Source organism: Vibrio algivorus, from assembly GCF_030161215.1.
GTDB lineage: Bacteria > Pseudomonadota > Gammaproteobacteria > Enterobacterales > Vibrionaceae > Vibrio > Vibrio algivorus.
This window is the reverse complement of sequence record NZ_BSPV01000008.1, coordinates 93,510-118,537: the sequence shown is the minus strand read 5'-3', so window position 1 is coordinate 118,537 and position 25,028 is coordinate 93,510. Positions and strand designations below refer to the sequence as shown.

Below are 25,028 nucleotides of genomic sequence, written 5' to 3'. Positions count from 1 at the left end.
TAGGGCTGGGATTGGTAAGCCTATAATAACTATTGAAACAAAAGGATATTATCGTGAACTTTAAGATAGATTCTATCGCCTTAGCTGTTTTATCAGGGGTATTGATAACAAGTTATACGGCGACCTCAACACCAGTTTATGCTGAGACAAAAGCTGAGAAACAAGAAGATTTAAGTAGTATTAGTGTACCAATCGAATTAACGGATGATGCTTTTTTGGATAAAACAGAAACATCGTTTACTTCTTATGCTAAGCAAGGGAATGCTTTAAAAGTACATTTTGATGCTGTTTCTAAAGATGAAGCAAATTCAAAATGGCCTAATATCAAGCTTCACCCAATTGCAGGGACATATGATTGGCTTAATAAAGGTGGTCTGAAACTTAAATTAGAAAACCCAGGAGATCGTAAGGTGCGATTTGAATTGAAAGTCGCAGATAGTATTGGAATTATGGGGGCAGAAGCACATCAATTAGATTTGCCTATTTATTTAGATGCTGGTGAAACTAAAACAGTTGACTTTCTTTTTAATGGTACAGCGCGAGGATTAGAGGGTTACCGCGGTGGTAGTGAGCTTGACTTGAAAAATATTGCTGAATTTCAATTTTATGCAGTGGGTCCAATAGAACAACAAGAAGTCATTATCCATTCAATCGATTATATTGAAGGGACTGGAGACTTTGTTAAATCTCAAGCACGTACAAATACTGTTATTCAAACCGAGATCCCTAGTTTATTGACTGTCGCAAATTTTGAAAATTCTGAAGATATGGCCAAGATTGAGCGACATACGGGGACTAAAATCAAATCAATATCTTCCCATTCAGGGCGAGCATTGCGAGTTACTTATACAACCGATGATGCATATCCTACAGTTAAATTTTCAGCAGGAAATAAAAAAGGTCAAGTATGGGATTGGTCTCATCATGGTGATGCTGCATTGGCTTTTGATGCAAAAAACTTAGGTGAGAGTGGTGTTCAACTATTTGTACGAGTTGACGATGATCTTGATGAGAAACTAGGTGGTCAATCAAATGGTTCAGCACATAGCCGAACTGGATATGTACAAATTGCACCGAACTCGGATGGAACCTATTATTTTACACTCAAAGACTTAGCTGAGGGTTTAAGCTCGGGTATGCGAGGTGAACCACCTAAGAAATCTTTTGCTGCGACTCAAGTTGTTTTTGGTTGGGGAGAAGGGCAATTAAACCCATCTAATATCGTTAGTTTTCAGCTTTACATGATGAACCCTACAACGACGTCGGAGTTAGAATTTGATAACTTCCGCTTAATACCAAATTTAAGCACTGATACAGAGCGCTACGTAGGTTTAGTTGATAAATTTGGACAATACACACAAGAAGATTGGCCATTAAAAGTTTATGACGAACAAGAATTAAAAGAACATGGCAAAGAAGACCTTGCATTAGCTAAATCTGCCACATTAATGCCTGACCGCAGTAAGTTTGGAGGGTGGAAAGAAGGGCCAAAATTAAAAGGGACTGGATATTTCCGTACTGAAAAAATAGAAGATAAGTGGGCTCTTGTCGATCCTGAAGGTTACTTATATTTTGTTACAGGTTTAGATAATATTCGTCTTGATGATAGCTATACCGTTACTGGTGTGGACTTTGCTGATGCAAAAGATATTGATACGAGTATCATCCGCCCAAGTGAAATTTCTACAGGTGGGTATATAGAAAATACCGATAAACGTGTTGTGAAATCAGATTTACGACATGGAATGTTTACTTGGTTACCCGATTATAAAGACAAACTTGCTGATAACTATAGCTTTAACCCAATGGTACATGCTGGACCATTGAAACATGGTGAAGTGTTCAGTTTTTATGCTGCGAATTTACAACGTAAATATGGAACTGATACACAAGTTCAAACTCATGATGTGTGGCGTGATGTGACCTTAGCTCGCATGCAAGATTGGGGCTTTACCTCTTTGGGGAATTGGTCAGAGCCTAGCGCTTTCTATGGCAATAAAAAAGTACCTTACACGGCACACGGTTGGATTACAGGAAAACACCAAAAGATTAGTACTGGTAATGATTACTGGGGACCATTGCATGACCCGTTTGATCCAGACTTCCGAAAATCAGTAGCAGAAATGGCAAAGAATGTAGCTGATGAAGTAAAAAATGACCCGTGGTGTATCGGTTATTTTGTCGATAACGAATTAAGTTGGGGGAATACCGAGGTAGATGCAAACCATTATTCACTTGCAGTCTCTGGGCTAAAAATGAAAGAAAGCGAAAGCTCAGCTAAAAAAGCATTCGATAAGGTATTAAAAGATAAATATGGTTCAATTGATAAATTGAACAAATCATGGGGGATACAAGTTAAATCTTGGGATGAGTTTTCACAAGGGTTTAATTTTACAGGCGATTATACTTCTTCAGTAAAAGAAGATCTCAGTCAACTGCTCTTTGTTCTTGCTGATCAATATTTTAAAGTTGTGAATGGAGAGATGCGAAAAGTCATGCCACACCATTTGAACTTAGGCTCTCGTTTTTCTGATTGGGGTATCACTCCTGAAGCAGCTAAAGCTGCCGCTAAATATGTTGATGTAATGTCATATAATCTTTATGCCAAGGACTTGGAATCAAAAGGAGATTGGAGTCGTTTAGAGGAGTTAGATAAACCAAGTATTATTGGTGAATTCCATTTTGGAGCGCTTGATTCAGGCTTATTCCATCCAGGGATTGTGAGTGCAGATGATCAACAAGGTCGTGCTGATGCATATAAGCATTATATGGAAAGTATTATCGCAAATCCGTACTTTATAGGAGCCCATTGGTTCCAATACATGGATTCGCCTGTAACTGGACGTGCATGGGATGGTGAAAATTATAATGTTGGTTTTGTGACAGTTACCGACACACCTTATAAACCATTGGTGGAAGCGGCAAAAGAAGTAAATAGAAGCTTATACCAAAGACGGTATGGTAATTTGAGGTGAACAATAAGCCATTGAATTTGTTGTAAATAGGGGCTTCGGTCTCTATTTTTATTTCTAAGGTATGAAATTAACAAACAATTTATAATTCTTTAAATAAGTTGATGAAATTTGATTGCCTTCATTAATGTGTGATCCAAATTTACAAATTGGTTTTCCAATTAGGGTATTGTTAGTGTAATCGTTTAACTAAATGGTAAATAAAATGAATACACAATATTCGAAAGCAGTAACTTATGCGTTAATTGTCGCATTAGGCGGTTTTGTTTTTGGTTTAGATGCAGCAGTGGTTTCGGGAACTGTTCGGTATATCAGTGCTGAGTTTGATTTAACTAATATGCAACTAGGTGTTGTCGTTAGTGCACCAAGTTTAGGGGCGATTATCGCTCTTTTAATTGCAGGTAAGTTGAGTGATAAATTTGGTCGCAAACATACATTGATAGGTATTGCTGGATTGTATTTATTTTCAGCTATTGGCTCAGCGCTTTCTACTTCTTTTGAAATGCTTACTGCTGCACGGTTTATTGGTGGTTTAGCATTCTGTTCATTATCTATTGCTTCTATGTATATTGGTGAAATTTCTCCAGATAGAGTTCGTGGTAAGTTAGTTTCAGCCAATCAACTAAGTATTGTGTTGGGGTTATCTTCTACATACTTTATCAATTATTTTTTAGTCTCAAATCTTTCGGAAGGAAGCTTGTTTTTTTCTGAGGCGAATATTTGGCGTACAATGTTTGCGACAGAAATTATTCCCGCACTAATTTGGTTTATCTTATTGTTTAAAGTTCCGCAGTCCCCTCGTTGGTTGATTTCCAAAGATCAAGATGCAAAAGCTAAAGCTATTCTAGTTGAGCTTTACCAAAACGAAGAAGAGAGCAGTGCTATATATAGAGATATTCGTTCTCGTATTGAAAACTTTTCTCAACCAAAGTATTTACATCAGATTCATGCTTTGTTCTCTACACGTATGCGTAAAATGGTCTTAATTGGAGTGACAATCGCAATTGTGCAGGGGATTACAGGGATGAATGCAATTTTGTTCTATGCACCTACAGTGTTCGAACAAATTGGTTTCAGTGGTAATGCTGCATTCCAGCAAGCGACATACGTTGGTATTGTCAGCTTTATTTTTACACTATTTGCTATCTTGTTCATTGATAAAGTAGGTAGAAAACCACTTATTGTTCTTGGGTTAACTGCAGCAGTGATTAGTCATACGATGTGTTGGTATGGTTTTAATAATGCAAGTTATATGGTGACAGAAAAATCAGTACAAAGTTTATCTACAGTTATGGATACGGCACCATTAGAGCCATTAATCAATCAGTCTTTTGAGAAAGATACTGAATTTAAACAGGCACTTTCAAGTGTTTTAGATACGTCAACGTTGAAGAAAGTCGAAGCAACTATTATTGAGGCTTCTATCCATATAAGCCCTGTATTAGTACTAATCGGTATATTAGCGTTTATTGCCGCTTTCCATATTTCTATTGGTCCAATTATGTGGGTGTTGTTTTCTGAAATATTCCCGAATTCAGTACGTAGTGCTGCGATTCCTATGTGTGCATTAGTGACTAGTATTGCAAGTTACTTAATTCAACAATTCTTCCCATGGCAACTGGCGAATATGGGGGCAGCAAATACATTTTTATCTTATGCAGGCTTTTCATTGATAGGTTTAGTGGTCTTGTTCTTCTTATTACCTGAGACTAAGAACAAGAGTATTGAAGAAATTGAACTAGCGTTAAGTCGTTCGTAAAATATCGATTCATAATGCAAAAATATAGAGCATCACCAGAAATGGTGATGCTTTTTTGGGGATGAATGACCGGTGGATTTGAACTACAAAAAGAGTACTTTTTTTGTACCATCAAGTTCAACGGTAAGTTCAAGATTGGAGTGTGTGGCCTCCATTTCTATAATGATTAAGGCTCTTCCTTGGTGAGTCGTGATGCATTGTTCTTTCGATGTATGAATCTTATGAGGTTGAATACTTGAGGCTGAGCCGTTATCTACCCCTATGATCTTGCCGCATGTTGTGCTTACTTTGATGTTTTTTTCTTGATGTCTAACAGGGTTATTATCTTGATCTGCTAACTGTATAACCAGTTGTTTCAGATTAGAGTTATGAGTGGATTCATCTATAATTTGTATTTGAGTTGCCTCATTACTGGTTGAAATAAATTCTTGAGTAACGATTTGTCCCTCATTGAAGCCTTTTGCGATTAATTGTCCATTATGGAAAGGAAGAGCCCAACGGAAAAAACGGTCTTCTTGTTCAGGCAGATACTGTTGACCAATACAGCGATTGTTCAACCACAGTTCCACTTGTTCGCAGTTAGACAGAACTTCAACAATTATCCATTCATCTTGTGAGTAATTCCAATGTTGATTTCGTTCTTCCCATACCCAAAGGGCTTGTTTCCATGCGTTGGGATCAGTAGCTTTAGCGCTACAAGTGGAAGGATCAATAATGAAGTCAGTTTTACTCGCTTGTTGGGTTGAAATATGCACCATAGGTTGTTCAGTCCATAATGATTGGAATAAGTAGTAGGATTGCTTTTCAAAGCCTGCTGCGTCCAGTAAACCACTGTTTGTGGTGCGCATTGGCCATTGATTATGGCTTTCTCCCATATAATTAATGCCTGTCCATAAAAATAGCCCTGCGACATGTGGACGATCTAATACTGCTTTCCATTCATGCCATTGAGGTAGGTTTTCGTTCCCGATAATAGGCAGCTTAGGGTAGTTCTCATGACCGTAGTCATATATAACACGACGGTAGCTAAAACCAATAACATCAAGTGCATCTGCATAACCGGATAAGTAGCTGGCGGAAGGAAGAATACAGTTGGCGGTGACAGGCCGAGTGGTGTCCAATTCTTTAACCCACTGAGACAGCTTGTTTGCGGTTTGACCAATATCGTATTGATGCTGAGGTAAGTCACTCAGAGCTTGTTTGATTTCTTGTGGAGTATGAGGGGGTAGGCTCCAGAAGTAGTTACCATCCCATTTAGCATCAAAAAATCCTGTTGCTTGTACATTTCTTGGATATGTCCATTCAACCTCATTACCGATACTCCACATAAAAATACAAGGATGGTTGAAGTGACTTTTTAATGTATTTTTCAAATCTCGTTCAGCATTAATTTGAAAATCAAAGCTATAGCCTTGTGATTCAAAATCGTCATGCTGATTACCCATATTGAAACGTTTATCTTTAGGGTAATCCCATTCATCAAAAAATTCATCTTGGACTAAGAAACCAAGTTGATCACAGAGTTCTAGAAGTTCAACAGAGGCTGGATTATGTGCGATACGAATTGCATTAACACCAGCTTTCTTGAGTTTGGTTAGTCGGCGTATCCAAACTTCTCTAGGGACTGCGGCCCCGACAAGTCCACCATCATGGTGTAAACACACTCCTTTGATCTTCATTGATTGGCCATTGAGATAAAAACCAGTATCAGCACAAAAATGAATATCTCGAATACCGATATTGGTTTGAACCTCATCAACTATTATATTGCCTTGATACACACGAGTTTGGACTTGGTACAGAGAGGGTGAACTTGGGGACCAAAGTTTAGGTGTGTTGAGTAGTAGGTCTAACATAATGGAGTGGGAACCTTGGGCTAAAGTTACTTGTTGTTGCTTATTAGCTACTAAATTGTTCTCCCAAAAGACACTAGTATCTATCTTGAGTGCTACATTTCCTGGCTGATCATTCTGGAGTTGTAAGCTTTGCTGTATTAAGGCTGTATTTGCATCAATGACTGTTGAGCATAACTGGTTTTCCCAAATTGGGATATAGATATCTTGGGTTGTAATTAGTTCAACATTACGATAAATACCAGAACCGGTATACCAACGACTATCAATAAATCGACGACGATCGACTTGGATTTCTAATTGGTTATTAGCTTGTAAATAGTCGGTAATATCGAGTACAAAAGGGGCATATCCATAAGCCTGATAGTGTAATTCCTGTTGGTTGAGCCTAATTGTGGCATGATTATAAATGCCATCAAACACTAAAAAAGCCTTGCGCTGCATATTAAAAAGAGGGTTATCAAAGTCTTTTCTATACCAGCCTATTCCTCCCGGTAAATAACCAGTTGCACCATCACACTCTGGATTAAAGTCCTGCTTAATGCTCCAGTCGTGAGGTAGTTGAATTTCTTCCCATGCAGATTCTTGTGGAATCTCATTGAGTTGAAATTGCCAATTATGATTAAATAATGACTGATAGCGGCTGGCTTGCTGATCTAGTGAGTTCATCGTTAAATCCTCTAAGAAGCGAAAGAGCTATAAATAAAAAAGGTTCTCATGATTAATATGAAAACCTTTTCAATGTGGAGAAGATAACCTCACTGATATACCTAGGTGGTGAACAAACAGTGAGGTTTTAACTAACCAATTAATTACTGTTTTGGAAGGTACCCGCATTTAAAATTTGGCGTTTGATGCGATAGCGACAAATAAAGTTCCAATTCCAAGAGTTATCATATTTATGGCAGAGACCCCATTCCAGACCTGGATCAGGCAACTTGCCTTCTTCTAGGTTGCGAAAGATACCTAAAGCTTCAGGTGCGCCTTTGATATGGGCCATAATTTGAAAATTGATACCATCTGATGCCCATTGAATGGTGTTTTTTTCAGGCCCATCTGTCGTGATCAATGACGCTATACCGTTGTTTTGATGCCATATTGCGACTTCGTGACCAGAGTTTGAAATTGGGTTGAACTCTGACTTGATATAAGGGCCGAGTATATTATCTGCAATAGCTACGCCATGCTTAATTTCACGGCCACCCATGTTCATTTCTTCACCCATGGTTTCACCTTTATAATAAAGATAAAATTTATTGTTAAAATACATGAGGCAAGGATCATGTACTTTGTGGCTATCAAAACTGCCTTTCGATTTTATATGGAATCGGTTGTCTTCATCGCCTTCCCATTCTCCATCTTTTTCAGGGCTTAAAATTGGCGCATCAGATGTATTCCAAGGTCCATATGGAGAATCAGCCCAAGCGATAGCAATTTCTTCAAATTGACGATTGGTATATGGTGCTTGCACTGTTTGATAAACTAAATAATATTTACCATCATGAGCAAGTACCTCTGGTGTGAAAACAGCTCGATCATCATAACGACCGGGTTGACCTGGTTGAATTGCGGATCCTTGCTCTTTCCATACGTACCCATCTGATGATGTTGCATGCCATACTTCGGTTTGATCCCATGGAAAAACTTTATCATCAGGGTTACCAGTAAAACCTTTGGTTTCCCCTTTACCTTTGGTATACCAACAGTGGTAATGCTCATCAACTTGAATGACGGCAGAAGGATCACGACGAATGACGCCTTCCTCAAAAGCGAAATCACCTTTTAATTCTTCGACCTCAAATTCTATTAGCCACTCTGGGCCACGGTTATCATAACCGCGGTCAATTGCACGTTGCGAAGCTAAACTGAGTTTTTTAATTTCTGACATCTTTACACACCTCTACAAAAGATTAAGTCAACGTAAACTAAGAACGGCCAATCTGCAAATTGATTTACATGTTAATTATCATTTATTAACCAATTGGTGATTTGCCGCACATTTATGAAAATTCATTATGTTTACGTTTTTTATGCAAATTATTGTTTATTAAGTACTTATTGGTTTCTTTCTCCTTTTTATGTTAAACGTTTACACCTGTCCTGGTTAACCTTAATCAAAATGTTAAATATATCACTAATTTAATATGAACAATTTGTTATTTTTTAAATGAATATATTGGCAATGAATAATAAATAACCACATTTAAATAAGGAAATATAATGAACAAGCAGTTTAGATACTCTATATTGAGTGCCTCTTTATTATTATCGCTTTCGGCTAACGCGGCAATTGAAGAAGGAATGAATTACCATGGTTATGCTAAAGCAGGTATTGGTATTACAAATGATCCTGTTTTAAATAAAACGGCATATGACTGGGCAAATACAGGAAGTAATGTATTTCGTTTACCAGGTAATACTTATACTGATACTTCAGCTGGTCGTTTAGGGAATGAATCAAATTGGGTCGAGATGCATTTTGATTATGGTTACGCAGCTAAAAATGATATGAACTGGGGTGTAAACGCTAACATTGTTTATGGTACAGAATTGGCTTTAGATGAGTTCTATGTGGTTGCAGATGGTGTTATTTCAACTAATCCTTCTGCAACATTTTGGGCTGGTAAGCGCTATTATGGGCGTGTAGAAACCTTTTTAACTGACTCACAGCCGTTATCAAGCGATGGTGCTGGTTTTGGTATAGATAACATTGATATAGGAATTGGTAACCTTTATTTAGGGGTGACTCGTAATTTATATGATGAAGGTGCCAATGGAGCAGGTCCAGCTGGTGGTGATGATGACTCTGGTGAAATGATCGCATTTAGTACTTCATTACGTGACATCGTATTAGCCGAAAATCTATCACTTAACCTTTATGCTAATTACGGAACATATATGGGGCCGAATCGAGATGAAGAACATCCATCAGGTAATGGTACTTATAAAGATATGAACCCTGATGGCTACCAAGCTGCGGCTAAGTTACGTTATGGTGATTGGACAAATTGGGACGAGTTATTTGTTCGGTATAGTCGTAATGCTACAGGATCATTAACACGAGGCTCATGGGAAGCGCTTGCGACTGACCAATTCGGTGCGTTTTTCCAAGGTTATAAAGAGCTCACAGACTCTGTTCGATTAAACTATATTGCACAACATGAAAATGCAAAATTTGATGAAGAAGCTCGAGCGCGTGCAGGGACACAACTATATGAATCAAATTGGAATACATTTGTTGTCCGTGGGACATATGTTTGGAATGAGAGAACGTCAACAGAAATTGAAACTGGTTATGAATTTGTTGATTTAAAAGGAGTTAATAAATCAGATGATGGCACCAATGATGGTTATAAAGTGACTTTGGCTCAAAATTTACACATTGGAGGCAGTTTTTGGGATCGACCTGTCATTCGTTTATATGCAACCTATGCAGATATGAATGTTGAATCAAAAGTCTATGACCGTTGGGCTATTGATGGTGATATTCCAATGGGGAGCTCCGATGCTTTATCATTTGGCGTTCAATTCGAAGCTTGGTGGTAACGTTTTCCCATTTTGATGTAGATCAGCAACCTTTGACATGAGGTTTGTAGGTTGCTGATATTTATAACTAATAGAGGTAGCCCATAATGAAAAAATCATATATAGCTATTATGTTGGCTAGTGTGTTAATGACAACTTATGGATGTCAACACACTAAAGCGCCAGAAACACAAACCGTTGATGGTGATAATATCCCTGTCTCACTCCCTGACTTTGAATCGGATTCTTTTTTTAACAATATTGCCGTTTCTCATGCCAAAGTAGAAAAAATAATGGATCAAGGTGTTACCGCAGGTTCAAATGCTTTAAAAATTAGTTTTGATGAAGTCTCTGAAGTTAATAAATTTAAGTTTTGGCCTAATATAAAAATAGTACCTAGTGAAGGTATTTGGAATTGGAATTCCAAAGGTAGTTTTAAGGTAGATGTAACAAATCCAAGTGATACTTCAGCAAATATTATATTTAAAGTTGTAGATAATATTGGCTCATTGGGAGCACAAACTAATCAGTTAAATTATGCTATCAGTATCCCTGCGGGCGAAACGGAAACCGTTGAGATGTTATTTAACGGTGGAAAGCGAAAATTAAATAACTATTGGGATGGAGACCAGCTAGATTTACGGAAATTAGTTGAATTGCAAGTGTTTGTTCAAGGCCCAATAGATGCACAAACAGTTGTGCTTGATAATTTTGAATTAATTGATGCAACGGGTGACTTTATTTCAGCTAAAGAACAAATCATTGATGTTGGCCCTGTGCCTACAGTGAAAGTCATTACTGATTTTGATAGTGGTGAAGCGAGTTATATATCTGAACGCAGTGTGTCAACCAGTGTTAAAACAGTAGATACAGCGGAAGGACAAGGAATAGAGGTGCAATATTCATCAGAGAATGCGTATCCAAACCTTACGTTAGCACCAAAAGATAAATGGGATTGGTCAAAAGAACAAGATTTTAACCTAGCATTTGATATTGAAAATCCGACGAATGAACCTATTCAAATGTTTGTTCGTGTAGATCAGGCTGAAAATAAAAACTGGGGTGGCACGGCGGATGGTGTGACAGATAGTATGTCAGCATATATGACTCTCGCACCCCACGAAATGAATACCTACTATATGTCATTGTCTCAGTTAAGCGGAAAGTTAGTTTCGGGTATGAGAAGTGAGCCGCCTAAAAAATCCTATAATGCCCAAAAAATTAGCTATGGGTGGGGTGAAACAGAGTTAAACCTTTCTAATATCAAATCAATCCAACTTTATTTACAAAATCCAACAAAAGACACTCGTATTATTCTAGATTCTGTCCGCCTAATTCCTAATTTAAATGCGGATGCTACTCGATATGCAGGTCTCGTTGATGAATTTGGTCAGTCTACCCATGCAGATTGGCCCGAAAAAATTCATTCAATAGATGAGTTGAAAAAACAAGGAAAAAAGGACTTAGAAAGCCTGAAAACCGCCAAACTACTGGCCGACCGAAGTAAATTTGGTGGATGGAAAGATGGACCAAAATTAGAGGCAACTGGCTTTTTCCGAACAGAAAAAGTCGATGGAAAATGGTCACTCGTTGATCCTGAAGGGCATTTATTTTTTATGACAGGCTTAGATAATGTTCGAATGGATGACACTGTGACGATTACAGGCGTTGATTATGAGAATCCTGATGAGCGTAGTGGCCGTTTTGTACCATCTGAACTGCGACATTCTATGTTTACTTGGTTACCAGAAGAGGATGATCCGTTAGCTAGTAATTACGATTATGCGACCTATGTGCATTCGGGTGCGTTAAAAAAAGGAGAGGTTTTCAGCTTTTATCGAGCAAATTTAATGCGTAAATATGACATTTCGAAAGAAGAAACGATGAGAATATGGAAAGATGTCACATTAGAAAGAATGCGAGATTGGGGCTTTACAACATTGGGCAATTGGATTGATCCAATGTTTTACGACAATGGGAAAGTTGCTTATGAAGCCCATGGTTGGATTACGGGTGATTATCAAAGAATTAGCACTGGCAATGACTACTGGGGGCCTATTCATGATCCATTTGATCCAAAGTTTCAAGAAAGTACTCGAAAAATGGCAGAACGGGTTGCAAGTAAAGTCAGTGATAATGATCCTTGGTTAGTTGGAACGTTTGTCGACAATGAAATCAGCTGGGGAAATGTCATGAATGAAGCTAACCATTATGGGTTAATCATTAATGCATTGAGCTACGATGCCAAGGAAAGCTATGTCAAAAAAGCGTTTACGACACATTTGAAATCTAAATATAAAACCATTGCGGCTTTAAATAATGCTTGGTCGACTGATATTGGTTCTTGGGGAGAGTTTGAAAAGTCTTTTGATTATAGAGAAAAATTAAAACCTGGTATGAAAACAGATTATTCTGAACTTCTACAAATATTAGGTGAGCGATATTTCTCTATTGTAAAAAAAGAAATCAAAAGAGTATTACCTCACCACTTATACTTAGGCGCACGCTTTTCTGATTGGGGGCTAACACCTGAAATAGCAAGAGCAGCAGCTAAATACGTTGATGTAATGAGTTATAACCTTTATGCCAACGATATTACAGATAATACAAAAGCACATTTCCAACAGTTCTTAGCTGAATTGGATATGCCTAGCATGATTGGTGAGTTCCACTTTGGTTCAACTGATTCTGGATTATATCATGGTGGCATTGTCAGTGCTGCTAGCCAGTCTGAGCGAGCCAATATGTATACCCATTATATGGAGTCTGTAATTGATAACCCATATTTTGTTGGCGCACATTGGTTCCAATATCTTGACTCACCAGCAACAGGTCGAGCTTGGGACGGTGAAAACTATAACATTGGTTTTGTCACTATTGCCGATCAACCATATGAAGAGTTAGTTGAAGCAGCCAAACAGGTGAATATTAATTTATATCAACAACGCTTTTCAAAATAAATATTAAACCAGCCCTTTTGATAGAAAGGGCTGAATTCTCATATAGATATAAAACATAAGGACGGTTTTATGAAAAAGCAAACTTTATCATTCGCGATAGGTTTAAGTATTATTAGCGGGCAGGCTTTGGCACAGTCTCCATTCGAATCATTTGAAGTTTTTAGTGCTGGTGATGTTGTTGATTCAACCAGTAATATATCCAATATTATTAGTCTGGATCAATGTACAAATGGAGAAAAGTCGCTCAAAGTCAATTATGACTCTACTAATCAATGGAATCCTATGAAGCTGACGTTATCATCGCCAATAGATGCTAGCCAAGTAACTCATATTTCTTTTGATGCGATTAATACTTCATCTGAAACAGCTGAACTGCTTATAAAACTGATAGATAGTAATGATAACGATGCGTGGCATTGGATGACAATTAACGCCAATACAACAGATGTTTATTCCATCGATCTTTCATATGTAGATGGAAATAATACAGGCTCAATAGATTTATCTGATATATCAGTTATTGACTTTGGTAATGCCGGAACAGTGAATGATGTCGAAGTTTTTATTGATAACCTGCGTTTGTCTGATGGAAGTTCAACAGTGGGGTCTGGTTGTAATCTAGGCGATACTGGTGACACAGATTCTGGTGACACAGATGCTGGTGACACAGATGCTGGTGACACAGATGCTGGTGACACAGATGCTGGTGGTACTTTTGAGTCCAATCTTCGTACAGGCGGCGGTAGCTTGGGTGGGATTGGATTATTAATGTTGACAATAATGGGCTTATTACGTCGTAAAAATAAATAGTTATCAATATGTAAAGTTCCTCTCTTTAATATGCAAATTAAAGAGAGGAACTTTATGCTCTCTGATATCGTCTATTAAATTCTTGATCCATACATTTCTTTCATCCCTCCCCGAACCATTTAGGTTGATCTAAGTCACTAAATTGGTTGTCCAATTTTGTTTTATTGATGTACAGGTAACAGAATTAATACACCGTGCATGTTGACCTATTGCTCAGGAAAATTAAAGGTGTAATTATTATTCATAGGTGTGATGCCTTAGTATGGTTTGGGTTTATTGATTAACAATCTATAGGGCTATTAGACTGGTCCGAATATTGTAGCTGAACTTGCCATAACTTCACTGCTTAGGATGGATAGTGTGATATGAAAAATATAATAAACAGGTTAATAAATGGTATTTCCATAATCTCAATGTTAATTATGGTTACCTTAGTTTTTATGAATGTCTTATTAAGATACTTTTTTGATTCTGGCCTTCCATGGTCTGAAGAGATCGCAAGAATCGCGTTCGTGTGGGTCGTTTTTTTAGGAATTATGATTGCAAATAGAGATAGGGATCATTTACAAGTTGATATTGTGACTTCAAGGTTAAGTGGTGTAATAGGTAATGTTGTCTTTTTATTTCAAAGACTAATAACAGTATTTGTTTTGATTTCAGTGATTATAGGTGGTTCAAAGCTGATTATTTTAACTAAAGATCAGGGTCTCCCTTCTACCGGCATTCCTACGCCTATTATCTATATTGCTGGGGTTGTTGCATGTTCAATTCTTTTATTAACAATTATTGCATCTATATTTTCTAAAAAAGGAGTCAACTCATGATTTGGCTTTTCTTAATCTCTTTATTTCTACTTTTATTTAGTGGAACGCCCGTTGCAATTGCCATGTTAGGCTCTGCTGCAATTATGCTTGCGACTATGGGATTGTACGACCATCAAATTATGGCCGAGTATTTTATTAATGGTGCAAATAACTTCTCATTGATGGCGATACCTTTCTTTATTTTAACTGGCGAAATTATGAAGCAAGGAGGAGTCTCCAAGCGTATTGTTGATTTTTCTTTATCTTTGGTTGGCCACATTAAAGGTGGTTTAGGTTATGTTGCTATCATCGCGGGCTTAATTTTTGCTGGCTTGTCGGGATCTGCTGTCGCTGATACAGCAGCATTAGGTGCTATCTTAATTCCAATGATGATGTCGAAAGGGTATTCAGCGCGTTCTTCTACCGGAATTATTTGTGCTGTAGGTATTATTGCGATGGTAATTCCACCATCAATTCCAATGATTGTATTTGGTGTTATTGGTGGTGTCAGTATCACTAAAATGTTTATCGGAGGTGCTCCAGCAGGCTTACTAATGTGCCTAGGCTTATGGTTTATGTGGCGATACTTATACCGTGATACAGAGATTGCTGTTTTTGATAGAAAAACATGGGGCGAGCGTGGTAAAGCCTTTCTGAGTGCATTCTGGGCTTTAATGTTACCGGTCATTATCATTGTGGGTTTGAGAGGTGGCATTTTCACACCAACAGAAGCCGGTGTTGTTGCTGCAATTTATGCCACAATAATTTCTTTCTTTTATAAAGAATTAAAACTGAAAGATTTGATGAGCATTTTCATTTCAACTACTAAAACGACAGGTATTGTGATGTTTATTGCAGCTTCTGCAATGGTATCTGCATATGCCATTACGATAGCACAAATCCCTCAAGAATTAGTTGCAATTTTAAGAGATATTTCATCATCACCAATGATAATTCTCTTAATTATTATGATCTTCTTACTACTCGTTGGCTGCGTGATGGACTTAATCCCAGCTATTCTAATATTTGCTCCAGTATTATTACCGGTTGTCATATCTTATGGTATTGACCCTATTTATTTTGGTGTATTAATGGTTATCAATCTAAGTATTGGTTTAATAACCCCACCAATTGGAACCGTTCTTTATGTTGGAGCAAGTATTTCAAATATTAAAATAGGAGAGCTAGCAAAAGGAATTGCACCATTTTTATTAGTGCATGTAATAGTTATGTTACTGCTAATTTTATTCCCTAAAATTATAACTTACCCAATAGAGTTATTAGGTTAAACAAGGAAATCAATATGAAACTTTTAAAAAAAACATTTATAGCTTCAAGTGTTGCTTTATCCTCTATATCTGCACAAGCATTCTGGGGGGATGACACAACAACTATTAAAGTGGCGCATTACTTTAATGAACAACATCCACAACACATAGCATTACAGCATTTTGAAAAAGAAATTGAAGAAAAATCACAAGGGAAAATTGACGTTAAAATATTTCCTAATGCTCAGTTAGGCTCCGAAGAACAAATGATTAATGGCGTAAGAAATGGAACCATCGAAGTTATTTTATTTGGTTCTTTGATGCAGAATTTGGATCCTAGACTTGGTTTCACTGAAACACCTTTTTTAATTCGTGATTATGATCATGCTCGAAAGGTTTTAGACTCCAATGTGGGTATGGAAATAGCAGATGTATTTAGTGATTATGGGGTGAAGCATTTGGCTTACTCAGCATCTGGATTCCGAGTTATTTCTTCAAATAAAAAAATTGAGAAACCAGAAGATTATAAAGGAGTTCGTATGCGAATTCCGAATGTATCTACATTTGTCGAAATGTCTAAATTATTAGGTGTTAATGCTCAAACAATGGCGTTCACAGAAGTTTTTACAGCTCTTGAACAAGGTGTTGTTGACGCTCAGGAAAATCCAATGAGTTTAATTAAGGCGCAAGGTTTTTATGAGGTTCAAAAGTATATTATTGAATCTAATCACATGTTTACAGCCTTAAACTTAGGGATGAATAAAAAATTCTTTGACAACCTTAATGAGGAGCAAAAGAAAATTGTTCTTGATGCAGCGGCGCATTATAGCCAAGAATCATGGGATTTAGTGGTGCAGGATAATGAAAAAACAAAACAATATTTTATTGACCATGGTGTTGAAGTGTTAACTCCATCTAAAGAATTCACTGCGTGGAATCAGAAAGCAATGGAACCTTTATACGAAAATATGTATAAGAAATATTCTTGGGCTAAAGATTATGTTGATGAAATACGAGAAATGTAATTACTAATATAAATAGAAAGTTATTTTTTGTATTAGTATATGATATTAAAGCAATTTATAAATACTAACTGTGGTCAATTGGAATTGTCCACAGTTAATATTTTACTCACAATAAAATCGCGCCATTTGGTCTGGTAAATTTACCTATCAAGTTGACACTTATTGGTATTGGTTGAATTTCCCTATTTTCTTGTAAGCATGATCATCTCTAGTGTGAATTAATACTACTATAAATTATTTGTGTTTATTGATAGAACTATTGCCGTAAATCTATCAATAATGTCACTTATGACTTGATGCTGCGTATGGCTTGATGTTGAGTGTTATAATGCCGATAATTGACTCGCTCAGATTTTAAACTTCTAAAAAATCGTTTTGTGATAACATTATCTACACTGCTCATACAATCTTTAACACCATTTTCTTTTAGGGACTCTTGAAAGGAGTCACTATTGTTGACACTGCGGTTCCTTTTTCTGTAGTGATACGGTTCACTTGGAGAGTATTTAGGCCTTATAATGATTCCCCCTTATAGGGGAACAAATATGTCATCAAAACAACGAGTGCAAATCACAACTCAGCAAAAGCTTGAGTATGCCAAGGTGATGGTTGAAGATGGTTACTCCAGCCAACAAATTCAAGAAATCAATGGTGCTTACTCATCGGCAGTTGTTCGATGGAAGCGACAATGTAAAGAAGAAATGTTAAGCATAACACCTACAAATAAAACGGCATTAACGCCAGAGCAGCAACGTATACAAGATTTGGAAAAACAACTCGCTAGATTATCTGGCTTGCGTATTAGATCTCGCGACAAAAGAGGTGGTTGGGTATTCATTATCACGCTCACCTGATACTAACTTAACCTTAGCGGCTTTGAATTCCGCAATCCAAAAACGGCAGACCAACACAAGTCATTTACTTGTGCATTCGGATCAAGGGTTCATTTTAGTTGGCGAGTTTATCGGCAGCGGCTACAGGCGTTGAATATCACACAAAGCATGAGCAGACGCGGGTGTTGTTGGGATAATGCAGTAATGAAACGTTTTTCCGTTCTTTAAAATCAGAACATTTGAATGGATTAAGCTTTATTAATCACCAGTCAATTGTCACTGAAGTTGAGAGTTACATACGCTTTTACAGCTATAAACGAATACATAGCGGCATGAACTACTTAACACCGCATGAAAAATACCAAAAAATGCAAAAAGTGGCTTAGAAAGTCTCCACAAAAACTGGATCATTACAATGATGCGCTTACTAACCATCGCTGCATATCAGTGATATCTTGGCTTTCAGGGGCCGTAGCGTTAGCAGGATAACTTCTGTGATAAATGCGCCGATTCATATTGCTCTAGCAGAGATTGCCGTTCTTGATAGCTTTTAAATTAATCATGCCCAAGTTTTTGCAATTGATAGTTCTAGATAAACGATCAAATTGCGGCCTGGGCATTTAGTTTATTGTTTATTTGTGCTGAGATTAATTATTAAATTTATAATCCTAACTTTAGATAATAACAGCGACATTCTTACTTTTCAGGCAACAATTTCACATAACTAGCCCAAATGCGGTAGGAAGAGCCATCGAAATAGCGGGGACGTACGTCACTAGCATTAAAATCATAAAAATAACGATGAAGAATGGGATTAGCGGTTTAATAATGGAATCAATCCCAATGCCACTAACTTTACAGCCAGTAAAAAGTATTGGACCGACAGGTGGAGTAATGGTGCCCAACGATAAGTTGAAGATCATTAAAATACCAAACTGAATTGGATCCATTCCTAAATCCATACAAATAGGTAAAAATATAGGGGTGAAAATTAATACCGCAGGTGTGGGATCCATAAATGTACCGATAAACAATAAAACAACATTGATAATGAGTAATATCAAAATAGGGTTATCAGTGAGTAGTAATAAGCCATCAGCGATCATGCTTGGTATTTGGGTGAAGGCCATCACCCAAGACATGATTGAAGAGGTGCCAATCATAAAGATGACAATAGCAGTCATTTTGGCTGTATTTAAAAAAATAATAGGCAAATCGCTTAATTTTAGTTGTCGATAACCAAAGCCGAGCATCATTGAGTACATTACTGCAATTGCTGAAGCTTCGGTTGCAGTAAATATTCCACCAAGAATGCCACCAATGACAACTACAATTAGAGATAAACTAGGTAATGCTGCTATTGTAATTTCGACACACTCTTTGAGTGATAGCGAGCTTTTACCCACATAGCCAAGACGTTTACCCATAATAGCGGCGACAACCATAATTCCTAGCCCCCATAAAATTCCAGGAACATAACCACCGATAAATAACGCAGAAACGGATACAGAACCAGCTACCGTTGCATAAACAATTAAAGCGTTAGATGGAGGGATTAACATCCCTGTTGGGGCAGAGGCAATATTTACTGCGGTAGTAAATTTTGGATCGTAACCTTCTTTTTTTTGAATGGGTGCCATAACACCGCCAACAGCAGCACAAGAAGCTACTCCGGAACCACTGATGGAGCCAAATAACATGTTTGATACTACATTGGTTTGAGCTAGGGGAGCCGGAAAAAAATTACTAATTATTTTAGAAAAATTAATGAGACGTATAGCGATCCCGCCATTATTCATAATATTGCCCGCTAATATAAAAAATGGAATTGCTAATAAGGCAAATGAGTCTAATCCAACAAACATACGTTGTGCGGAAGTTGTCAATGCTCCCTGGTAAGGCAAAATACAAGTCATAGCTGCAAATGAGGATATTCCGACGGCAATGGCAATGGGCGCGCCTAAGACCAGTAACAAAAATACTCCGATGAACATGACCAGTGAGGCCATCAATGTTAAATCCATTATACTACTTCCTTATCATTAAGCAGAGTATTCAGTAATTTCATTTCATTGAATATAAAATAAAAAAAGATCAAACCACCGGATATGGGGATTGCAGAATAAATAGTCCCCATTGGGATCTGTAGAGCTGAGTCAATTTGCCACATTTGGCGAGCTGCGCTGCTATAGCCGCCGGATATCATTACGGTATAAGCAAAAATAACAGTGACGAGTTCGATGACCATTTCAATAATTATTCGAGTTTTTTTATTAAATTTTTCTTTGATGAAAGTGATTGCCATATGCTCTCTTAGACCAAAAACATAAGCAGCTCCAAATAAAATAAGCCAAATAAAAAGATAGCGAGACAGTACTTCACTAAATGCACTTGGACTATTGAAAATGTATCGAACAATGACTTGATAGGTTACAAGTATCGTCATGCTACCCACTATAGAGATCAGGAACCATGAGACGCACTGATCAATGGTGTTTTTGAGCCTATCTAATCGCTGAATCAAAGTGTTGAAATTTTTGTTCATGTTGTTGTCCCAGAAAAAGAGGGTCAGTTATGTCCTGACCCTAATGATGGACTTATTGTAAAGATGTGATTTTTTCGAATATTTGTTTTTGTTGAGGTGTTTTGATCAGCTCATTTTGTAATGGTTTACAACTGTCTACAAACGGTTGGATATCCACGGTATTAAATTTAGCGCCTTTTGCTTTGGCTGCTTCTATCGACACCTTGATCTGATCTTTCCATAATTTAAATTCTGACTTCACGCTATCTTTTGCTAGCTTTTTAAATAGGTCGCGATCTTCTTTTGGCATACTGTCTAAAAATGTCGTGCTTGCTACTACCAAATCAGGAACCATTAAATGCTGTGTTGCAGAGTAATAACCTGCCACTTCATATTGTTTTAAATCGTAATAAGTAATTTCACTATTTTCAGCGCCATCAAGAACACCTTGTTGAATAGCTGAGTAAACTTCACCTTGACCCATCGGAACGCCTTGGCCACCCATACACTCTAAAGTTTTGATCATAGTGTCTGACTGCATGACCCGAATCTTTTTACCTTTCATGTCAGCAATTGTATTTACGGGACCGGCTTTTGAATAGACTGAGCGTGCGCCACCAGTGTAGGCTGCGACAATTTCGAAACCCATTTTGGTTGTTTCTTGGAATAGATCGTCTAAAACGCCCGATGTGAATACTTTTTCTTGATGGTTATAGCCGGTGTATACATAAGGTAAACCAATGACGCTGAAATTTTTGTTGTAGTTTTCAACCAATGGATTAGCGACAATTGCCATTTGGATCGCACCATTTTGAACTAATTCTAAAGATGCACGTTGATCACCTAAAAGTTCATTAGGAAAAATAGACACTTTATAGCGGCCATCAGTTTCAGATTCAAATTTCTTACCAAATTCTGCAAGCGCGCGATATTGAGGATGTTTATCAGACTGGTTAAATGCGGCTTTAATTTCAGTTGCTGCTTGGGCTGATGATAGAAAGCCAAGCGCTCCGGTTAAAGCGATAGTAAGAGGTAATAATTTTAAATGTTTCATTGATATACTCCGTTATGGTATGAAATTTGATTTATTTAATGGTATTCATATCAACAAAATCCATATCATCGAAAGTTTGATTTTCACCCAACATACCCCAAATAAAACTATAATTTTGAGTACCACAGCCTGAGTGAATAGACCAACTTGGTGATAAAATCATTTGATGATTTCTCATGACAACGTGACGTGTTTCTTCTGGTTCTCCCATCATATGAAATACAACTTGTTGAGGTTTTACGTCAAAATAGAAGTAAGCTTCCATGCGACGCTCATGAGTATGTGGAGGCATCGTATTCCATACACTGCCTTCTTTTAAGCAAGTGACACCCATTGATAATTGACATGTTGGTAATACCTCTGGATGAAGGTATTGACGGATAATACGTTCATTTGAATGCACTTGAACGCCAAGAACAATATAATTAGCTTCCGATTGTTTAATGATGCGAGAAGGATATTTATGATGGGCTGGTGCGCTAATGCAATAGAGTAGTGCCGGATTGTTAATATCTAATGAACAAAACTCCACATTTTCAGTAGACATTCCTAAATATAGTCCATCTAAGTAATCTAAATCATAAGATTCGCTTTTAGTTTTTATTTGCGCTTTTCCACCTAAGTTTATTAGTCCGAACTCACGACGCTGTAGAAAGAAATCCACGCCAAAATCTTTACTATTTATAAACCTGTCAAGTTCTAAATCTTCATTTTTTGGTAATACACCTAAAATAACAATTCGGTCAATATGACTATATACAGAAACAATATCATCCTCTTTGAACATCGTTTCCGTTAGGTACTCATCTCGTAATCGCTCGGTATCATATGTCCTAGAGTCTCTAGGGTTGTTATTATAATTGACTTTCATATTGCCCCTTTATGTATCACTAAATCTATGTATGGCCAGTTAAATTATTTAATAAATGAATGGTTCTAGAAGTTAGCAAACAAACACTCATACGTGTCGTGATTACAATCACACTTATAATACCAATTTATTATTTTGGTATGGAGTGTTGCTTTTTGTTTGCTGGATCACATTCTGTTTTTGCACGTAATGAGAGGCGGTAGGATTTTTTCACTTTCTTAGTTTCAATTTATTCTTTATAAAGAGTTGATCATTAGTGATATTTTTATGTATTTTGGTAATCCAATTATGTGTGATCTGTTGGGTGAGTGTAGGGTTTTTGTAGTTTAATTCCGAATTGTTGTGAGTTTTATATTTATATATGAATTTATAGGGAGAAAAAGAGCTCTGGAAGTATAGCTCTCCAGAGCTGGTGAATAATAGATTTACCAATTTTGAACACTACCGTCCATGCGAATCAAATGAGGGTATTCCCAATTAGCTGATTGGGCTGAGCTCAACGGTGTTGAGCTCGAGTTTATTAAACCAGGGAAACCAACACAGAACTCATATATAGAACGCTTTAACAGAACATACCGTGATGCCATTTTGAATATGTATGTCTTTAAAACATTAAATGAAGTTCGTGAATTAACAGAAAATTGGTTAAACGAATATAACCATGAACGGCCACATGACCCATTGGATGATTTAACCTCGTGGGAATACTTGGTCAAATCACAGCAACGAGAAAACTCTAATTTTGAGTGTCACTAAAAAAGGGATGTTTACACATTAAATAGCCCTGATGCATTAGAAAGTATAAAACTTTTAGTTAATGAATTCGGTGAAGATTATTTAGTTGGAGCTGGTACTGTGACTACGGCGTCCTTAGCGAAGGATGTCATTCAAGTTGGTGCAAGTTTGGTTGTGACTCCTAATGTCAATGAAGAAGTTATTAAGATTTGCGTAGAAGCGGGGTGTGTAACTCTTCCCAGTGTTGTGACACCCACAGAAGCGTTTTCAGCTTTGGCGGCTGGAGCTACAGGATTAAAGTTTTTACCCATATCTATTATAGGGTTAAATGGTTTTAAGGCATTGAAATCAGTGATTCCAAATGAAACAGCTTGTTTTCCTGTTGGTGGGATTAATCCAACGGTAGAAAGTATGAAACCATATCTTGGACTTGGTGCGTCAGGTGATTCTTTATACAAGCCGGAACTTACTGATGAAGAGATTTGTAGAAACGCAAGATCTTTTATTGATAACTACAAATTGTCTCTATCACTAAAATAAAAAGAAGAACTTTTATAAATTTACTCTTTATAATAAGCAGCCCTCAAGTACATTGAGGGCAATGCTATAAACTATGTTTCGATAGGTTTAAATACTCGAACCCAGTCGACTAATGTTTTATTTTTACCACTAGTATCAGCTAGTTCTGCATCAGTTGGATCATTAATCCACCAAGATTGCAGTTCCATATTGATTATAATATCGGCTGGTTTATAGAAACCTTTACCATCTTGATAGTTGAGTGGATCAATGACTGATGCAGGTGATAGGTCACTTGCTGACTTTAATGTATCAAAGTCAAAATCATTGGTACTTGTTGCATAGACATCGACACTTTGATAACCGTCTATAATTAATTCATTATTACTATCAACTTTAGGGTATGAGTATACCCATTCACCATATTGCTTAGTTGCAAAGGCATTATTGTAAACAACCCTGACTAATTCACCATTAATATAGTATTCAAAATGGAAAGGATTAACCCAGTTAACACCAATTTGAATGTATTGGCGAGCGCCGCCGTTCCAGCCATATTCTCCCCAGGTGTTATAACCACTTATGTCACTTTTCCACCAACTGTTTTCATCTCTTGGTTGATAATCCTGGAATGGTGAACGAATAAAAGAGTGATGACTCAAGTGAATCATTTTAGAGAAGTAATCGTTCCCATTAGCTGCACCGGCATAAGCTTCCAGAATATCAATTTCTTGCGTGTCATCGGGACTTAATAGCCATACAGCAGAAGCTAGTGAGATATCAGCTAAGCTAACACTTGCTTCTACAAAGACAGGATATTGAACTTGTTGATGGGAAGATATGCAACCAGCAGTGACGCCGGGTTTATTTTGCTTATCCGTTCGACTATTGCGAGAGACACTTATTTCTAGATTTCCATTTTGAACTGCGACATGATCTTCTTGCCAATATGTTGCGCCTGGACCATCCCATTCCTGATGATAAAAATTATACCATTTGTTATTTTCTTCCCCACCAAAATTAGAGCGATTTGTGGTTGCAGGAAAGGTATATTCAAAATCATCGGATAGATCATTCTTTTGTTGCCATTCCATATTTTCACCAGCATATGCCGGAACAGGTAAGTCAGCAAGGTTAGTAGGATCATAGCTTTGACTTTCATAACCGAAACGAGAAATATCGGTAATTCTGGTCATCGCTTGCGAGCCAGGAGAACTAGTAGATACCTTTTTGTTGTTAGTGGTTGCTCCTGAGGAATCCTTGTTATTACTTTCTCCTGAGCCATTACAGCCTAGTAAAGCTAATGTGATAACTGATAGTGTAAACGATCTCTTCATAATATTTAATCCTGAATATATTTTAAACAATTTTAATGTATATACATATAAAATGATGTTCTAAAATAGAATCTATTTATGTGATCGATGAATACGTTTACAATTCAACGTGTGACTTTGATCTAATGGAAGGCACATACAAGCGGTAGTAATGACATTTAGTTTTTGTGAACAAATGTT

15 protein-coding genes and 3 pseudogenes are annotated in these 25,028 nt (G+C 37.2%); 11 read left to right on the top strand and 7 right to left on the bottom strand.

Annotated elements, in window-relative coordinates; genetic code table 11:
• Window positions 1-53 precede the first annotated feature (53 nt).
• Both QQJ93_RS11850 and QQJ93_RS11845 read left to right on the top strand, forming a co-directional pair.
• On the top strand, window positions 54-2,975 hold the full coding sequence (locus QQJ93_RS11850) for a beta-galactosidase (protein ID WP_089123697.1): 2,922 nt from the start codon (window positions 54-56) through the stop codon (window positions 2,973-2,975).
• 202 nt (window positions 2,976-3,177) lie between these two features.
• Entirely contained in the window at window positions 3,178-4,731 is a 1,554-nt protein-coding gene (locus tag QQJ93_RS11845) for a sugar porter family MFS transporter (protein ID WP_089123696.1), read from the top strand.
• A gap of 83 nt (window positions 4,732-4,814) precedes the next feature.
• Here the strand turns inward: QQJ93_RS11845 and QQJ93_RS11840 are convergent, their stop codons facing one another.
• Together QQJ93_RS11840 and QQJ93_RS11835 are read right to left on the bottom strand one after the other, a co-directional pair.
• Window positions 4,815-7,253: a glycoside hydrolase family 2 TIM barrel-domain containing protein gene (locus QQJ93_RS11840; protein ID WP_089123695.1), complete on the bottom strand. Its 2,439-nt coding sequence runs from the start codon at window positions 7,251-7,253 to the stop codon at window positions 4,815-4,817.
• 139 nt (window positions 7,254-7,392) lie between these two features.
• Entirely contained in the window at window positions 7,393-8,472 is a 1,080-nt protein-coding gene (locus QQJ93_RS11835; RefSeq protein WP_089123694.1) for a glycoside hydrolase family 117 protein, read from the bottom strand.
• 332 nt (window positions 8,473-8,804) lie between these two features.
• Here QQJ93_RS11835 and QQJ93_RS11830 point away from each other — a divergent pair, with 332 nt between their 5' ends.
• The 7 genes and pseudogenes from QQJ93_RS11830 to QQJ93_RS11800 all read left to right on the top strand — a co-directional run bounded on the left by QQJ93_RS11830 (window position 8,805) and on the right by QQJ93_RS11800 (window position 18,194).
• Entirely contained in the window at window positions 8,805-10,130 is a 1,326-nt protein-coding gene (locus QQJ93_RS11830; RefSeq protein WP_089123693.1) for a carbohydrate porin, read from the top strand.
• A gap of 86 nt (window positions 10,131-10,216) precedes the next feature.
• The gene (locus QQJ93_RS11825) at window positions 10,217-13,069 is read left to right on the top strand and encodes a beta-galactosidase (protein ID WP_089123692.1); all 2,853 of its coding nucleotides are present in this window, start codon (window positions 10,217-10,219) and stop codon (window positions 13,067-13,069) included.
• Between the two features lie 69 nt (window positions 13,070-13,138).
• Window positions 13,139-13,879: a GlyGly-CTERM sorting domain-containing protein gene (locus QQJ93_RS11820; protein WP_089123691.1), complete on the top strand. Its 741-nt coding sequence runs from the start codon at window positions 13,139-13,141 to the stop codon at window positions 13,877-13,879.
• Window positions 13,880-14,244: 365 nt separating this feature from the next.
• Window positions 14,245-14,703, top strand: coding sequence for a TRAP transporter small permease (locus QQJ93_RS11815; protein ID WP_089123690.1), 459 nt, complete (start codon window positions 14,245-14,247; stop codon window positions 14,701-14,703).
• Entirely contained in the window at window positions 14,700-15,971 is a 1,272-nt protein-coding gene (locus QQJ93_RS11810; RefSeq protein ID WP_089123689.1) for a TRAP transporter large permease, read from the top strand. Before QQJ93_RS11815 ends, QQJ93_RS11810 begins: the two co-directional genes overlap by 4 nt.
• A 14-nt stretch (window positions 15,972-15,985) precedes the next feature.
• Window positions 15,986-16,975: a TRAP transporter substrate-binding protein gene (locus tag QQJ93_RS11805; protein WP_089123688.1), complete on the top strand. Its 990-nt coding sequence runs from the start codon at window positions 15,986-15,988 to the stop codon at window positions 16,973-16,975.
• A gap of 545 nt (window positions 16,976-17,520) precedes the next feature.
• A pseudogene (locus QQJ93_RS11800) lies at window positions 17,521-18,194 on the top strand (IS3 family transposase).
• A gap of 330 nt (window positions 18,195-18,524) precedes the next feature.
• On the opposite strand, the gene QQJ93_RS11795 reads toward QQJ93_RS11800, so the two are convergent.
• From QQJ93_RS11795 to kduI, 4 genes are all read right to left on the bottom strand, one after another.
• The gene (locus tag QQJ93_RS11795) at window positions 18,525-19,832 is read right to left on the bottom strand and encodes a TRAP transporter large permease (protein ID WP_089123687.1); all 1,308 of its coding nucleotides are present in this window, start codon (window positions 19,830-19,832) and stop codon (window positions 18,525-18,527) included.
• Window positions 19,832-20,254, bottom strand: a complete 423-nt coding sequence (locus QQJ93_RS11790) for a TRAP transporter small permease (protein WP_284186094.1) — start codon at window positions 20,252-20,254, stop codon at window positions 19,832-19,834. Before QQJ93_RS11790 ends, QQJ93_RS11795 begins: the two co-directional genes overlap by 1 nt.
• Before the next feature lie 151 nt (window positions 20,255-20,405).
• Entirely contained in the window at window positions 20,406-21,386 is a 981-nt protein-coding gene (locus QQJ93_RS11785; RefSeq protein ID WP_089123685.1) for a TRAP transporter substrate-binding protein, read from the bottom strand.
• Between the two features lie 31 nt (window positions 21,387-21,417).
• On the bottom strand, window positions 21,418-22,257 hold the full coding sequence (gene kduI, locus QQJ93_RS11780; RefSeq protein WP_089123684.1) for a 5-dehydro-4-deoxy-D-glucuronate isomerase: 840 nt from the start codon (window positions 22,255-22,257) through the stop codon (window positions 21,418-21,420).
• 477 nt (window positions 22,258-22,734) lie between these two features.
• Here kduI and QQJ93_RS11775 point away from each other — a divergent pair.
• Window positions 22,735-23,013: pseudogene (locus tag QQJ93_RS11775) on the top strand (integrase core domain-containing protein); the annotation flags it as partial.
• Between the two features lie 27 nt (window positions 23,014-23,040).
• Window positions 23,041-23,532: pseudogene (locus QQJ93_RS11770) on the top strand (beta/alpha barrel domain-containing protein); the annotation flags it as partial.
• A gap of 71 nt (window positions 23,533-23,603) precedes the next feature.
• On the opposite strand, the gene QQJ93_RS11765 reads toward QQJ93_RS11770, so the two are convergent.
• The gene (locus QQJ93_RS11765; RefSeq protein ID WP_089123682.1) at window positions 23,604-24,848 is read right to left on the bottom strand and encodes a LamG domain-containing protein; all 1,245 of its coding nucleotides are present in this window, start codon (window positions 24,846-24,848) and stop codon (window positions 23,604-23,606) included.
• Between the last annotated feature and the right edge of the window lie 180 nt (window positions 24,849-25,028).

Bases quoted from the DNA above. Each gene is read 5' to 3' on its own strand.
- QQJ93_RS11840 (WP_089123695.1), bottom strand. From the start codon at position 7,253: ATGAACTCACTAGATCAGCAAGCCAGCCGCTATCAGTCATTATTTAAT.
- QQJ93_RS11845 (WP_089123696.1), top strand. From the start codon at position 3,178: ATGAATACACAATATTCGAAAGCAGTAACTTATGCGTTAATTGTCGCA.
- QQJ93_RS11810 (WP_089123689.1), top strand. From the start codon at position 14,700: ATGATTTGGCTTTTCTTAATCTCTTTATTTCTACTTTTATTTAGTGGA.
- QQJ93_RS11785 (WP_089123685.1), bottom strand. From the start codon at position 21,386: ATGAAACATTTAAAATTATTACCTCTTACTATCGCTTTAACCGGAGCG.
- QQJ93_RS11830 (WP_089123693.1), top strand. From the start codon at position 8,805: ATGAACAAGCAGTTTAGATACTCTATATTGAGTGCCTCTTTATTATTA.
- QQJ93_RS11825 (WP_089123692.1), top strand. From the start codon at position 10,217: ATGAAAAAATCATATATAGCTATTATGTTGGCTAGTGTGTTAATGACA.
- QQJ93_RS11790 (WP_284186094.1), bottom strand. From the start codon at position 20,254: ATGACGATACTTGTAACCTATCAAGTCATTGTTCGATACATTTTCAAT.
- QQJ93_RS11805 (WP_089123688.1), top strand. From the start codon at position 15,986: ATGAAACTTTTAAAAAAAACATTTATAGCTTCAAGTGTTGCTTTATCC.
- QQJ93_RS11820 (WP_089123691.1), top strand. From the start codon at position 13,139: ATGAAAAAGCAAACTTTATCATTCGCGATAGGTTTAAGTATTATTAGC.
- kduI (WP_089123684.1), bottom strand. From the start codon at position 22,257: ATGAAAGTCAATTATAATAACAACCCTAGAGACTCTAGGACATATGAT.
- QQJ93_RS11815 (WP_089123690.1), top strand. From the start codon at position 14,245: ATGAAAAATATAATAAACAGGTTAATAAATGGTATTTCCATAATCTCA.
- QQJ93_RS11835 (WP_089123694.1), bottom strand. From the start codon at position 8,472: ATGTCAGAAATTAAAAAACTCAGTTTAGCTTCGCAACGTGCAATTGAC.
- QQJ93_RS11765 (WP_089123682.1), bottom strand. From the start codon at position 24,848: ATGAAGAGATCGTTTACACTATCAGTTATCACATTAGCTTTACTAGGC.
- QQJ93_RS11795 (WP_089123687.1), bottom strand. From the start codon at position 19,832: ATGGATTTAACATTGATGGCCTCACTGGTCATGTTCATCGGAGTATTT.